Origin of the sequence: Streptomyces sp. NPDC019224 (genome assembly GCF_040632605.1) — a bacterium.
Classification (GTDB): domain Bacteria; phylum Actinomycetota; class Actinomycetes; order Streptomycetales; family Streptomycetaceae; genus Streptomyces.
The window spans coordinates 41,013-53,703 of record NZ_JBEYCF010000001.1 but is presented as its reverse complement, the minus strand read 5'-3'; the positions used below and the strand labels follow the sequence as shown (position 1 = coordinate 53,703).

Below are 12,691 nucleotides of genomic sequence, written 5' to 3'. Positions count from 1 at the left end.
CCACCGCGCAGTCCTTCCCGGGCACACCCATGCCTTGCATCAGTTCACGGCGTGAACTATTGTTGTTCACGCCGTGAACTAATCGGGGTTCATGCCATGCCTGAGCGAGAGGTGACGACATGGTCACGCGGGAAAACGGTGCGATCGCGGTCTTCGGAGCGACGGGGCAGCAGGGCGGGGCGGTCGTCGACGCGCTCCTGGCCCGAGGAGCGCGGGTGCGGGCCCTCGTCCGCTCCCAGACGTCCGAACGAGCACAGGCGCTGGCCGCCCGGGGCGTCGAACTGGCGGCCATCCGGATCGACGACCCGGCGTCAACGGTCGCCGCGCTGGAGGCGGTCGACGCGTTCTCCTTCATGACCCCGGAGGCGAACAGCCTCAAGGAGGTCGAGGAGGAGGTCCGCGTGGGCACCGCCCTCGTCGATGCGGCGGCCGCAGCGCGCGTGCCACACGTCGTGTTCAACTCGGTCTTCGGAGCGGAGCGCGTGACGGGGGTGCCGCACCACGACTCGAAGCACCGGATCGAGGAATACCTGAAGCTTTCCGGCCTGAGGGCCACAATGGTCCGCCCGGCCGCCTTCATGGAGAACTTCGCGACCGTGATGGCGCCGAGCCTGGAGGACGGAACGATCGTCCTGAGGCTGCCGCTGCCGGACGACGTCCCCCTGAAGATGATCTCGATCAAGGACATCGGCCAGGTCGCCGCCGCGATCCTGCTCGACACCGCGGACGTACCCGGCGGAGCCATCGAGGTCGTCGGCGACGAGCCGACGGGCCCCCGGATCGCCGCCGCGTTCGGCGCGCGCGCCGGGCTGCCGTCACGCTACGAGGCCCTGCCGCTGAGCGTCCTCGGCAACGACCTCGACAAGGTGATGTTCCGCCAGTTCGCCAAGGGGTCAGAACACCCGTCGGACCTCGCAGCGGTGAAGGCGATCGAGCCGGCCATCCGGGACCTGGCCGAGTGGATCCGCGCCACCGGCTGGACCGTGCCCGCGGCCCGGATCAGCTCCTGACGACTCCAGCCGCAGGCCGTGATCCTGCCGGCGTCGCGGTCCCGGACATGGCACGGCCACTGAGGAGAACCTGACCGTCGGCGACCGCGGGGACGCTCCGCCGGCCAGATCGGACGAGTGCGGTCGAGAGCACCACAGGCACCCACCGTCTCTCAGTCCGGCATCGTCGCCCCCAGCGCCCGCAGCACGTGGTCCACCAGCTTTCCCACGTCCTCCGCGTCCTGCATCGGCTTGCGCAGCACATGGCGGTAGTACAGCGGGCCGTACAGCATCTCCACCGCCAGGTGCAGGTCCGCGTCCGGCGGGAGCTGGCCCTGCTCCTGGGCGCTGCGCAGCCGGCCGACCGCCTCGTCGAAGCGGGGGTCGATCAGCTGCGTACGTACCGTTTCGGCCAGTCGGTCGTCGTGGTGCAGTTCCGAGAGGATGCCCGCGTAGGCCGGGCCGTACGGGGGTACGGCGAGGACGTTCACCGCGCCCGTGAGGTGGGTACGCAGGTCCTTCGCGATGTCCCCGGTGTCGACGAACGGGGTCGCCGACACCAGCGTCTCCGTAAAGGCTTCCAGTAGCACCGCGCTCTTCGACGGCCACCAGCGGTAGATCGTCTTCTTGCTCACGCCCGCCCGGGCCGCGATCGCCTCGACCGTGACCCGCCCGTAGCCCCTCTCCGTACAGAGATCGAGGGCGGCTTGCAGGGTCGCCCTGCGTGAGCTCTCGCTCCTGCGCAGTGAACTCGGCGATGTGTTCATTCGGTGAGCATAGGCCTGTTCGAGTCAAACCTTGTTGACAGTCCGTCGCCATAAGCCGAACAATGCTCTGGCGGAAACGGAACGTACCGTGTCGGCTCGTTCCCTCTGTTTTCGCACCGTTCGTGCCGTTCGTGCCGCGACGAGCCGATCGGGGGACGGCTCGCCGGCCGACGGTACGGGTGTGCCTCCCAGGTCAGGCGGTGACGTCCTTCGTGGTGAACCGGGCCCAGGCCGCAGAGCCGAACACCGCCGCGTACAGCGCCTGAAGCCCCAGGTTCTTCCTCACCTCGTCCCAGTAGACGGGCTCGCGCAACAGGTCCGTGAAGGAAAGCCAGTAGTGCGGGAAGAGGTAGGGGTGAACCCCGCTCAGCTGGGGGATGGTGTCCACGATCTGCACGGTGATCAGCAGCCCGACCGCCGCCGCCATGGCCGCGATGCCGCTGTTGGTGAGCGTCGAGACGAACAGGCCGAGCGCCGTGAAGCCTGTCAGGGACGCGGCCACGAGCACCGCGACGAGCCCCGCCCGTACCAGGCCCTCGCCGAAGCCGATCGTCGTCCCCGAGATCGTCGTGACGTCGCCCACCGGGAACAGCAGCGCGCCCACGGCCAGCGCGGACGCGGCCACGACGAGCGTGGCCACCAGGCAGAAGCCGAGCGTGGCGGCGTACTTGGCGAGCAGCAGCCTCGTCCGGCCGGCCGGGGCGACCAGCAGATAGCGCAGGGTGCCCGCGTTGGCCTCGCCCGCGACCGCGTCGCCCGCGATCACGCCCACGGCCATCGGGAGGAAGACGGGGAGCGTCGCGGCGAGCGTGGCGAAGACCAGGAAGAGGCCGTTGTTGGTCACCTGGGAGAGGAACGCCGGGCCGGCCGCCCCGCCGCCGGGGCCCGCCGACGAGCCGTCGGCCGTCTCGATGCGCACCGCGATCCCGATCAGCACGGGGACGGCGGCCAGCACGCCGAGCAGCGCGAGGGTGCGCCGGCGGCGCAGGGTGGTCGTCAGCTCGGAGCGCAGAATGCCGAACGTCCAGAGGGGGTTGCGCACGACGCGGACAGCCTCTCGACGAGCGGCCCCCTCGGCCGCAGCCGGGACAGCGTCCTCGGCCGGGGCCCCGGCGTCACCTTCGTGAGCCGCCCCCTCGACGGCGCTCCCGGTGGGCTCCCCGGCGGTCCCGGCCGCCTTCTCAGCCTGCGACATCGAATCCTTCTCCCGTCAGAGCCACGAACGCGTCCTCCAGCGACGCCCGTTCGACGCCGAACGCGCGCACCCGTACGCCGTCCCGCACCAACGCCGCGTTCACGTCCGCGAGTTCCACCGTGCCCGGCGGGGCGTCGGCGCGGACCCGGTCGCCGTCCAGCGTGATGCCCGTGAGGCCGTGCTCCTTCAGTACGCGGGCGGCGTCGGCCGGGTCCGGGGTGGTGACGGCGAGGCGGCCGCCGGTGGCGAGGCCCGCGACCGGGCCCTGGGTGAGGAGCCGGCCCCGGGCCATCACCGCCGCGTGCGTGCAGACCTGCTCGATCTCGTCCAGGAGATGGGAGGAGAGGAAGACCGTGGTGCCGTCCGCCGCCAGTTCGCGGACCAGGGCGCGGATCTCGCGCATGCCCTGCGGGTCCAGGCCGTTGGTCGGCTCGTCCAGGACAAGCAGCCGGCGCGGTCTGAGCAGGGCGGCGGCGAGGCCGAGGCGCTGTTTCATGCCCAGCGAGTACGCGCGCGCCTTCTTGCCGGCCGCCGGGGTGAGCCCGACCCGCTCCAGGGCGTCGCCGACCCGGACGGCGCGGGTGCGCGGGTCGGCGGTGGGATCGGCCCTGTCGTAGCGCACGAGGTTGTCCCGGCCGCTCAGGAACCCGTACAGCGCCGGGCCCTCGATCAGCGCGCCGACCTCGGGGAGCACCGTGCGCGAGGCGTCCGGCATGGGGCGGCCGAGGACGCTCGCGGTGCCGGAGGTCGGGGCGATCAGGCCCATGAGCATCCGGATGGTGGTGGTCTTGCCCGAGCCGTTGGGCCCGAGGAAGCCGAAGACGCTGCCGCCGGGGACGGTGAGGTCGAGCCGGTCCACGGCGAGCTGACCGCCCCGGTAGCGCTTGGTCAGCCCGCGCGTCTCGATGACGGGCGCGGTGTCGGGCCTTGTCATGTCTGCTCCCCGCTGTCGCGCCCGCCCCGCCGCGCGACACGCACGGCGGGGCGGGCGAGGGACCTGGGCGTCAGCCCGCGTTCGCGGCCTCGACCAGCGCGTCCTTGGTGACCGCGCCCACGTAGACGCGGCCGTCGTCCGTCATCAGCGCGTTGATCAGGCGGGTCCTGAAGACCGTGCCGGAACCGAACGTGCCGGTGACCTTGTCGCCGAGCGCGTCCAGGAACTGCCGGGCCTCGGCCGGGACGTCCTTCGACGCCCCGGACGGGAGGGCCGCGCCGCCGGGGGTCCTGAACTCGGCGATGCTGTTCCAGCCCTTGCCGATGATCTTCGGGGCACCGGCGCCCTGCGCGGCCTCGGCCTCGCCCAGGCCGCCCCGCGCCTTCTCGTGGCCCTTGGCGTCCTCGGCCTCGGTGATCTTCGCGCCCTTGGGCGGGGTGAAGGTGAACGAGGACCCGGCGGGCTTCCCGAAGTCGACCGAGGTGAAACCGGCGTCGACGATCGCCTTGCCGCCGCTGCTGGGCCGGAGCGTGAACTTGAGCGGGAGGCCGTTCTCCGCGTCCACGGCGACGGTGACCGAGTCGATCGTGGAGCCGCTCTGCTCGGGCTTCAGGACCAGGCGGTACGCGTCGCGCCCGGCGACCCGCGCGGTGCCGTCCACCGTGACGGACGTGGTGCCGTCGGCGGCCTTCAGCGCCTGCTCGGCCAGGGCCTTCGGAGTGGTGGGCACGCCCTCGGGGGCGGCCCGGTCCTTGTCCCGGGGCGCCTTGTCCTCGCCCTCCGCGTGGTAGACCGCGTGGGACGCGCTGTCGTACGCCCAGACCTGGTCGCCGTTGTGGATCAGGCTGTACTCGGACGTGTCGTCCAGGACGGAGAGGCGCTGCTTGTCGGGGCCGTCGGCGGCCACCCGCAGGGTGTGCGTACCGGAGGCGAGCTCGGTGAGCCTGGCCTGCGGGTCGGCGCCCGACGTGTCCTTGCCGCCGTCCCCGCCGGCGTCGGAGAGGAAGGAGCCGGCCAGGCCGCCCAGGGCCGGGATGCCGAGGTCCGTGCTGATCTTCACCGTGCCGGAGAACTGCTCCGTGTCCGACGCGGCGATCTTCTCGATGAGTTCCTGAGCGGTGATCTTCGGCAGATCGGGGTCGCCCGAGCTGGCGAGCGCCGGGACCAGGCCGATCGTCGCCGCCGCCACCCCCGCCACCGCGGCGGGGACGATGTAGCGCGCCGCCTTGCGGCGGCCGGCGCTCCCCCGGGCGGCCGTGCCGTTGGTCTCCGCGCTGTCGTTCGGTGCCATGTGTGCCCTACCTCCGTGGTCGGCGGCTTCCGTCGGATGCACTCGTCCACTCCGTGCCGCCATTCTCACCCGTTTTGGTCAGGAGTGGTTGTCCTCCATCTGACCAAATCCGGAGGCGGAAGGCGTCAGCCCCCGGGAGCAACTCCGCGTACCTCTTCGGTATGAGGGCGAAGGGCCGGCCGCCGGCCGTCCCGTAGGGGTCGGGCCGAGGGGCCGTCAGCCGGCGCGGTGGACGACCGCGTCGCACATCTCTTCGAGCGCGAGCTTGGCGTAGCACTCGGGCAGCGGCTTCAGCGTCGCCCGAGCCTCCTGGGCGTACCGGACGGTGTCCTGCCGGGCCCGGGCCAGTGCCGGGTGGGCGCGCAGCAGGCGCAGCGCCTCGGCGAGCCGGTCCGGGTCGCCCAGGTCGCCGTCGAGCAGCTCGACGAGGGCCAGGTCCTCCGGCTTGCCGTCGGCCGCGGCCTGCGCCCTGAGGTGGAGGACGGGGAGGGTCGGGATGCCCTCCAGGAGGTCGGTGCCGGGGGTCTTGCCGGACTCGTGGGAGTCGGAGGCGATGTCGAGGACGTCGTCGGCGAGCTGGAAGGCCACGCCGAGCCGTTCACCGTACTGGGTGAGGATGTCGGTCGTGGACTCGTCGGCGCCGGCCATCATCGCGCCGAACCGGCAGGCGACGGCGATCAGCGAGCCGGTCTTGCCGCTCATCACTTCGAGGTAGTGCTCGACCGGGTCGCGTCCGTCGCGCGGGCCCGCGGTCTCCAGGATCTGGCCGGTGACCAGGCGCTCGAACGCCTGCGCCTGGATGCGGACGGCCTCCGGGCCGAGGTCGGCCAGGATGTGCGAGGCGCGCGCGAAGAGGAAGTCGCCGGTCAGTACGGCGACCGAGTTGCCCCAGCGGGAATTGGCGCTGGCGACGCCGCGCCGCACGTCGGCCTCGTCCATGACGTCGTCGTGGTACAGCGTCGCGAGGTGGGTGAGCTCGACGACGACGGCCGCGGGCACCACGCCCGGCGCGTCGGCGTCACCGAACTGGGCGGCCAGCATCGCCAGCAGCGGCCGGAACCTCTTGCCCCCCGCGCGCACCAGGTGCTGGGCGGCTTCCGTGATGAAGGGCACGTCGCTCTTGGTGGCATCGAGCAGGCCCGACTCGACAGCAGCCAAACCGGCCTGGACACCGGCCTCAAGAGCCTGGTCCCGCACGCTCAGTCCGAACGGCCCGACGACGGTCACGAGGGGATCTCCTGTCTGCTGACGATCACACGGAATGTCGATGTGTCGTTGTCATCACTCAAGTCAGCGTATCCGGTCCCCTTTGGATCACCGTGGGCGCCTTCCCGCCACCGCCGGTATGTTCGGGATCAGCTCATACGATCAGGAGTTGCCGCTTTGTCTCACACAGCAGCAGACACCGACCCGACGCAGCCGCCCCCGGCCGACGACCACGCCTTTTTCGGCCAGCCACGGGGTCTGATGACCCTGTCCGGCCTCGAGGTGTGGGAACGGTTCTCGTTCCTGGGCATGCAGGCGATCCTCGTCCTCTACTTCGCGGACACGGTCGCGAATGGCGGTATGGGCATGGAGGCCGGTACCGCCGCCTCCGTCTCCGCCGCGTACGGCACGCTCGTCTACCTCGTCTCGGTGGCCGGCGGCTGGCTGGCCGACCGCATCCTGGGCTCGTACCGGGCCGTCCTGTACGGCGGCGTCCTGATCGCCTGCGGGCATTACGCCATGGCGGTGCCCACCGACGCCATGACCTGGGTGGGGCTGGGGCTGATCAGTGCCGGTACGGGGCTGCTCAAGCCGAATGTGGCCACCATGGTCGGCAAGCTCTACCGCACGGACGACGAGCGCCGGGACGCGGGCTTCGCCCTCTACTACATGGGCATCAACATCGGCGCGTTCCTCGGCCCGCTGATCACCGGCTGGCTCGGTGACCACGCGAGCTGGCACTGGGGCTTCTCGGCCGCCGCCTTCGGCATGACGCTGGGCCTCATCCAGTACGTGGCGGGCCGCCGTCACCTGGCCGGGCGAAAGCACGCCGCCGAATTCGCGCTGGCCCCCGGACCCATGCGCCGCGCGGTCCGGCTCATCGTCGTCGGGTGCGTGGTCGTGGCGGCCGTCGCGACCGCTCTGGCCCTGGCGGGCTGGCTCACCATGGACCGGTTCGTCGACCTGCTCACCCTCATCTCGGTGATCGCGCCGGTCGTCTACTTCGCGGTGATGTTCCGCAGTCCCCGGGTCACCGCCGAGGAACGCGGCAGGCTGCGCCCGTACGTGGTGCTGTTCCTGGCCTCCGTCGTCTTCAACTTCATCCTCTTCCAGGCGTACTCGACGATGATGCTGCTCGCGTCGACCAACGCCCGTACGGAGATCTTCGGCTTCCACTTCCCGTCGAGCTGGTACGCCTCCGCGCTCGGCGCCTTCGAGGTGCTGCTCGCCCCGGTGGTCGCGGCCGTCTGGGCGAAGATGGGACCGCGCCAGCCGCACGCGTCCAACAAGATCGCGATCGGCGTGATCCTGGGCGGCCTCTCGTTCCTGCTGATGGTCCTGCCCACCTCGGGGCACTCCACGGACACGTACAAGATGGCCGCCTGGTGGATCGTCGGTTCCTATCTGCTCCTCGGGCTCGGCGACATCCTGCTGGAGACCTCCGGCATGTCGGCGACCACCAAGCTCGCCCCGAAGGCGTTCGCCAGCCAGACCATGGCGCTCTGGTTCCTCTCGCTGGCCCTCGCCAACGGCATCCAGGCCCAGATCGTGAAGCTGTACGGCGAGGTGTCCAACCCCGCCTACTTCGGTGTCAATGGCGCTGTCGCGGTCGCGGCCGGTGTGGCCGTCATCGCCGCCGCCCCCTGGCTCAGGCGCACCATGCACCCCGTCCACTGAGGTAGTCCCATGCACATCGAGACCGCGTTCCCGTACGAGACGACCCGCGAGGACCTCTACATCCCGCTTCCGGACGGCACCCAGTTGTACGCCCGGGTCTGGCGGCCGGTCACGGAGAAACCCGTGCCCGCCCTCCTGGAGTACCTGCCGTACCGGCTGAGCGACTGGACCGCGCCGCGCGACTGGCAGCGCCACCCCTGGTACGCCGGACACGGCTACGCCTCCGTCCGGGTGGACGTGCGCGGCCACGGCAACAGCGAGGGCATGCCGGGCGACGAGTACGACGCGACGGAACTGGCCGACGGGGTCGCCGTCATCCACTGGCTGGCCCGGCAGGAGTGGTGCTCGGGCCGGGTCGGCATGTTCGGGATCTCCTGGGGCGGCTTCAACTCGCTCCAGATCGCCGCGCTGGCCCCGGAGCCGCTGAAGGCGATCGTCACGGTGTGCTCGGCCGACGACCGCTACGACAACGACGTCCACTACATGGGCGGCTCGGTCCTCGCCGTGGACATGCACGCCTGGGCGGCCACCATGCTGGCCTTCGTGTGCCGCCCGCCCGACCCGGCGGACGTCGGCGACGACTGGCGGCAGATGTGGCTGAACCGGCTGGAGGCCGTGGACCCCTTCATCCACACCTGGCTCTCCCACCAGACCCGCGACGCCTACTGGAAGCACGGCAGCGTCTGCGAGGACTACTCCGCGATCAAGGCGAGCGTCCTCGCGGTCGGCGGCTGGCACGACCCGTACCGCGACACCGTCCTCCGCCTCGTCGAGCACCTGGACCCGGCGAAGGTGCGCGGGATCATCGGCCCCTGGTCGCACCAGTACCCCGACCGGGGGCTGCCGCCGGGACCGGGCATCGGCTTCCTCCAGGAGACGCTGCGCTGGTGGGACCAGCACCTGAAGGACGAGGACACCGGCATCATGCGGGAACCCCTGCTGCGGTCCTGGATCAGCGAGTCGCACCGGCCCGCCACGGTCTACGAGACGCTGCCCGGCCGCTGGGCCGGGGAGACCAGCTGGCCCTCGGAGAACGTCACCCCGGTGGCGTACGCCCTCCAGGGCGGGCCGCAGATCGTCCACTCGCCGCAGCAGACCGGCCTCGACGCCGGGCGGTTCTTCCCCTTCGGCAACGACGCCGACCTGCCGCCGGACCAGCGCGACGAGGACGCCAAGTCGCTCTGCTTCGAGTTCCCGGTCACCGACGCGCCGATCGAGATCCTGGGCCGGCCCCGGGTGAAGCTGCGCATCACGATGGACGTGCCGCGCGGGCAGGCGATCGCCCGGCTCTGCGACGTCGCCCCCGACGGCTCCTCCACCCTCGTCACGCGCGGCGCGCTCAACCTGGCCGCCCGCAACGGACGCGACCGCACCGAGGACTGGCCGGCCGGCGCCACCGAGGACGTGACCTTCGAGCTGAACGGCATCGGGCATACCTTCCCGCCCGGCCACCGCATCCGGCTCGCCGTCTCGTCCTCGTACTGGCCCTGGATCTGGCCGCAGGCGGGCTCGGCGGGCTTCACCCTGGAGGCCGACGGCAGCCTCGTCGAACTCCCGGTGCGCCGGCGCACCGAGGACCCCGCGATCCGTTTCGAGGAGCCCGAGCAGTCCGAGCCGCTGGGCGTGGTCTTCCCGGAGCCCCTGGAGGCGCCGCGCCCGGAACGGCTGGTCGTCCGCGACGTCGCCAAGGGCGAGTGGCGGCTGGAGGTCGACCCGCGCTACGGCGGCACGCGCGTCTACCCGGACGGGCTCGAATTCACCGAGGACGCGGTGGAGACGTACACCGTCCAGGAGGGCGACCCGCTCTCCGCGCGCACCCGGTCCGACTGGACGATCCGGCTGCACCGGCCGGAGATGTCCTGGGACGTGCAGATCGACACGCGCTCGGAGATCACCGCCGACGCGGACGACTTCCACACCGTCAACGAGGTCGTCTGCACCGAGGGCGGCGAGGTCGTCTTCCACCGGACCTGGGAGAAGAGCATCCCGCGAACCGCCGGGTGAAGGGTGATGCGAGGCGTACTTTCCGGGGCATTGGGGATGGTTGGGGCACTGCCCGGGTCGTGCCCGGCGTCGCACGCCTCGTGGGACGTCCCGGACACGGCCCGGGGCGACGGCCCCGACGTAACGTGTCACCCAAGCGACCCGGAAAGCGAGGCAGCGACAGATGCCCGAGCAGAGCAGCCCGCTCGATGTGGCCGAGGACCATCCCTTCGGCCCGCACAACCTGCCGTACGGCGTGTTCTCCACCCCGGACCGGCCAAAGCGGCGCGTCGGCGTCCGCATCGGCGACCACGTCCTGGACGCCGGGGCCGCCGCGCTCGCCCTCGGTTCGCCGTACGCACAGCTGCTGGCCCGGCCCGACCTGACGGCCCTGCTCGCGGCCGGGCGCACCGCCTGGCGCGATGTGCGCCGGGCGCTGACCGCGTGGGTCACGGTGCCCGCGCACCGCGCGGACCTGGAGCCGCTGCTGCACCCGCTGGACGCGGTCACCCTGCACCTGCCCTACCAGGTCGCGGACTACGTGGACTTCTACGCCAGCGAGCACCACGCCACCAACGTGGGCCGGATCTTCCAGCCCGACGCCGACGCGCCGCTCACCCCCAACTGGAAGCACCTGCCGATCGGTTACCACGGCCGCGCGGGGACCGTCGTGGTCTCCGGCACCGATGTGGTCCGCCCGGCGGGCCAGCGCAAGGGACCGGCCGACCCGGCGCCCGTCTTCGGCCCGTCCGTGAAACTCGACATCGAGGCGGAGGTCGGCTTCGTCGTCGGCACCCCGTCCGAGCAGGGGAAGCCCGTGGCCCTCCCGGACTTCCGGGAGCACGTCTTCGGGCTCTCCCTGCTCAACGACTGGTCGGCGCGCGACATCCAGGCGTGGGAGTACGTCCCGCTCGGCCCGTTCCTCGGCAAGTCCTTCGCCACCTCCGTCTCCGCCTGGGTGACCCCGCTGGAGGCCCTGGACGCCGCCCGCACCGCCCCGCCCGCCCGCGACCTCCCGCTGCTCCCCTATCTGGACGACGCGGACGAGGACGAGCCCGGCGGCTACGACCTGCGGATCTCCGTCGCGGTCAACGGACACGTCGTCGCGGAGCCGCCGTTCTCCACGATGTACTGGACGGCCGCCCAGCAGCTCGCCCAGATGACGGTCAACGGCGCCTCGCTGCGCACCGGCGACCTCTACGGCTCCGGCACCGTCAGCGGCCCCGAGCCGGACCAGCGCGGCTGCCTCCTGGAGCTGACCTGGAACGGCCGCGACCCGCTGGACCTGCCCGAGGGCAAGCGGACGTTCCTGGAGGACGGCGACACGGTGACCATCACCGCCTGGGCGCCGGGACCGGACGGCACCCGGGTGGGTCTGGGCGAGGTCACGGGGCGGGTCGTCCCGACGGACTGACCCGGCGCCCCGGCCTCGCTCCTTCCGGGGTGCGGCCGGCGGGGTCCGCATGGCGGACCGGCGGGTGGCGGATCTCCCCCGGCCTCCCGCGTCACCGCAGGTCACAGGCGCCCCGTGGAGGACCGTTGATGGCGCAACACTGCGGCAACACCAACTCCCTTACCGCGTCGGTATGGTCCAGCGCATGCCAGCCGAACGCACCCGCGAGCACACCGTGCCCGTCGCCGCCGCCCGCCGGCGCCGGCTGCGTGCGGACGGCGCCCGGCTCCTCGCCGACCTGCTGCGCCACCAGGTGCGCACGGGCGCGTTCCCCGGTGGTGTCCTGCCGTACGAGGACACCATCGGGCACGACTACCGCGTCTCCCGCAACACCGTGCGCCAGGCCCTCGACCTGCTGCGCGGCGAGGGGTTGGTCGAGCGGCTGCCGGGCGTCGGCACGGTCGTCGTCGCCGAGAAGTACCCGCACGCCCTCGACCGGCTCCAGGGCCTGGCCGAGACCCTGCGCGAACACGGCCGGGTCACCAACGAGGTCCGCACCGTCGGGCCCGTCCCCGCCCCGGCCCCGGTGGCCCGGCGCCTCGGCCTCGCCGAGCACACCGACGTGCTCTACATCGAGCGCCGCCGGCTGCTGAACGGGCTGCCCCTCTCCCTCGACCTCACCTACGTCCCGATGGACGTCGGCGCCGGGCTGCTCGGCGCCGACCTGGAGAACACCGACGTGTTCCGGCTGCTGGAGTCCCTGACCGGGCAGCTGCTGGGCGACGCCGACATCACCCTGGAGGCCGTCAACGCCGACGCGCACTCCGCCGCCGTCCTGGAAGTCCCGCGCGGGTCCGCCGTGCTGATGCTGGAGCGGCTGACCCGGCTCGCCGACGGCCGGCCCGTGGATCTGGAATTCATCCGCTTCCGCGGCGACCGCATCAGCATGAACGGCGTGCTGCACCGGGCCTGTTGAAGCACCCCACCCTCCGTAACCCCCTTCCCTGGAGCCCCGCCATGCCTCTGGCGCCCCAGCGGGCCGACGTGCCCGTGACCATCGACGAGTCCAAGTGCATCGACGGATGCACCCTGTGCGTCGACATGTGCCCGCTCGACTCCCTGGCCATCCACCAGGACAGCGGCAAGGCGTACATGCACGTGGACGAGTGCTGGTACTGCGGCCCGTGCGCCGCCCGCTGCCCCACCGGGGCGGTCACCGTCAACATGCCCTATCTCCTGCGCTGAAAGGCCCCGAC

11 protein-coding genes are annotated in these 12,691 nt (G+C 71.8%); 6 read left to right on the top strand and 5 right to left on the bottom strand.

The window, feature by feature from the left end:
* Positions 1-119: 119 nt before the first annotated feature.
* Positions 120-1,010 carry an NmrA/HSCARG family protein gene (locus tag ABZ564_RS00230; protein WP_360847040.1) on the top strand — a complete coding sequence of 297 codons (891 nt, stop codon included), beginning with the start codon at positions 120-122 and terminating at the stop codon, positions 1,008-1,010.
* A 152-nt stretch (positions 1,011-1,162) separates the two neighbouring features.
* Here ABZ564_RS00230 and ABZ564_RS00225 read toward each other — a convergent pair whose 3' ends face one another.
* The 5 genes from ABZ564_RS00225 to ABZ564_RS00205 form a co-directional block, all read right to left on the bottom strand.
* Positions 1,163-1,756: a TetR/AcrR family transcriptional regulator gene (locus ABZ564_RS00225; protein ID WP_360847037.1), complete on the bottom strand. Its 594-nt coding sequence runs from the start codon at positions 1,754-1,756 to the stop codon at positions 1,163-1,165.
* A 193-nt stretch (positions 1,757-1,949) separates the two neighbouring features.
* Positions 1,950-2,951: an ABC transporter permease gene (locus ABZ564_RS00220; RefSeq protein WP_360847034.1), complete on the bottom strand. Its 1,002-nt coding sequence runs from the start codon at positions 2,949-2,951 to the stop codon at positions 1,950-1,952.
* On the bottom strand, positions 2,938-3,885 hold the full coding sequence (locus ABZ564_RS00215) for an ABC transporter ATP-binding protein (RefSeq protein WP_360847031.1): 948 nt from the start codon (positions 3,883-3,885) through the stop codon (positions 2,938-2,940). The genes ABZ564_RS00220 and ABZ564_RS00215 overlap by 14 nt, the downstream gene beginning before the upstream one ends.
* A gap of 70 nt (positions 3,886-3,955) precedes the next feature.
* A complete protein-coding gene (locus ABZ564_RS00210) occupies positions 3,956-5,176 on the bottom strand; it encodes a DUF2092 domain-containing protein (RefSeq protein WP_360847028.1) in 1,221 nt (406 codons plus the stop codon).
* 216 nt (positions 5,177-5,392) lie between these two features.
* A complete protein-coding gene (locus ABZ564_RS00205) occupies positions 5,393-6,403 on the bottom strand; it encodes a polyprenyl synthetase family protein (protein ID WP_360847027.1) in 1,011 nt (336 codons plus the stop codon).
* Between the two features lie 156 nt (positions 6,404-6,559).
* Here ABZ564_RS00205 and ABZ564_RS00200 point away from each other — a divergent pair, with 156 nt between their 5' ends.
* The 5 genes from ABZ564_RS00200 (at position 6,560) to ABZ564_RS00180 (ending at position 12,680) form a co-directional block, all read left to right on the top strand.
* Entirely contained in the window at positions 6,560-8,059 is a 1,500-nt protein-coding gene (locus ABZ564_RS00200; protein WP_360847024.1) for a peptide MFS transporter, read from the top strand.
* 9 nt (positions 8,060-8,068) lie between these two features.
* Positions 8,069-10,063 (top strand): CocE/NonD family hydrolase, encoded by a 1,995-nt coding sequence (locus ABZ564_RS00195; RefSeq protein ID WP_360847021.1) that lies wholly within the window; start codon positions 8,069-8,071, stop codon positions 10,061-10,063.
* Positions 10,064-10,226: 163 nt separating this feature from the next.
* The gene (gene fahA / locus ABZ564_RS00190) at positions 10,227-11,456 is read left to right on the top strand and encodes a fumarylacetoacetase (protein WP_360847018.1); all 1,230 of its coding nucleotides are present in this window, start codon (positions 10,227-10,229) and stop codon (positions 11,454-11,456) included.
* Positions 11,457-11,640: 184 nt separating this feature from the next.
* Positions 11,641-12,411, top strand: a complete 771-nt coding sequence (locus tag ABZ564_RS00185; RefSeq protein ID WP_360847015.1) for a GntR family transcriptional regulator — start codon at positions 11,641-11,643, stop codon at positions 12,409-12,411.
* A 41-nt stretch (positions 12,412-12,452) separates the two neighbouring features.
* On the top strand, positions 12,453-12,680 hold the full coding sequence (locus tag ABZ564_RS00180; RefSeq protein WP_018101329.1) for a ferredoxin family protein: 228 nt from the start codon (positions 12,453-12,455) through the stop codon (positions 12,678-12,680).
* Positions 12,681-12,691: the final 11 nt, after the last annotated feature.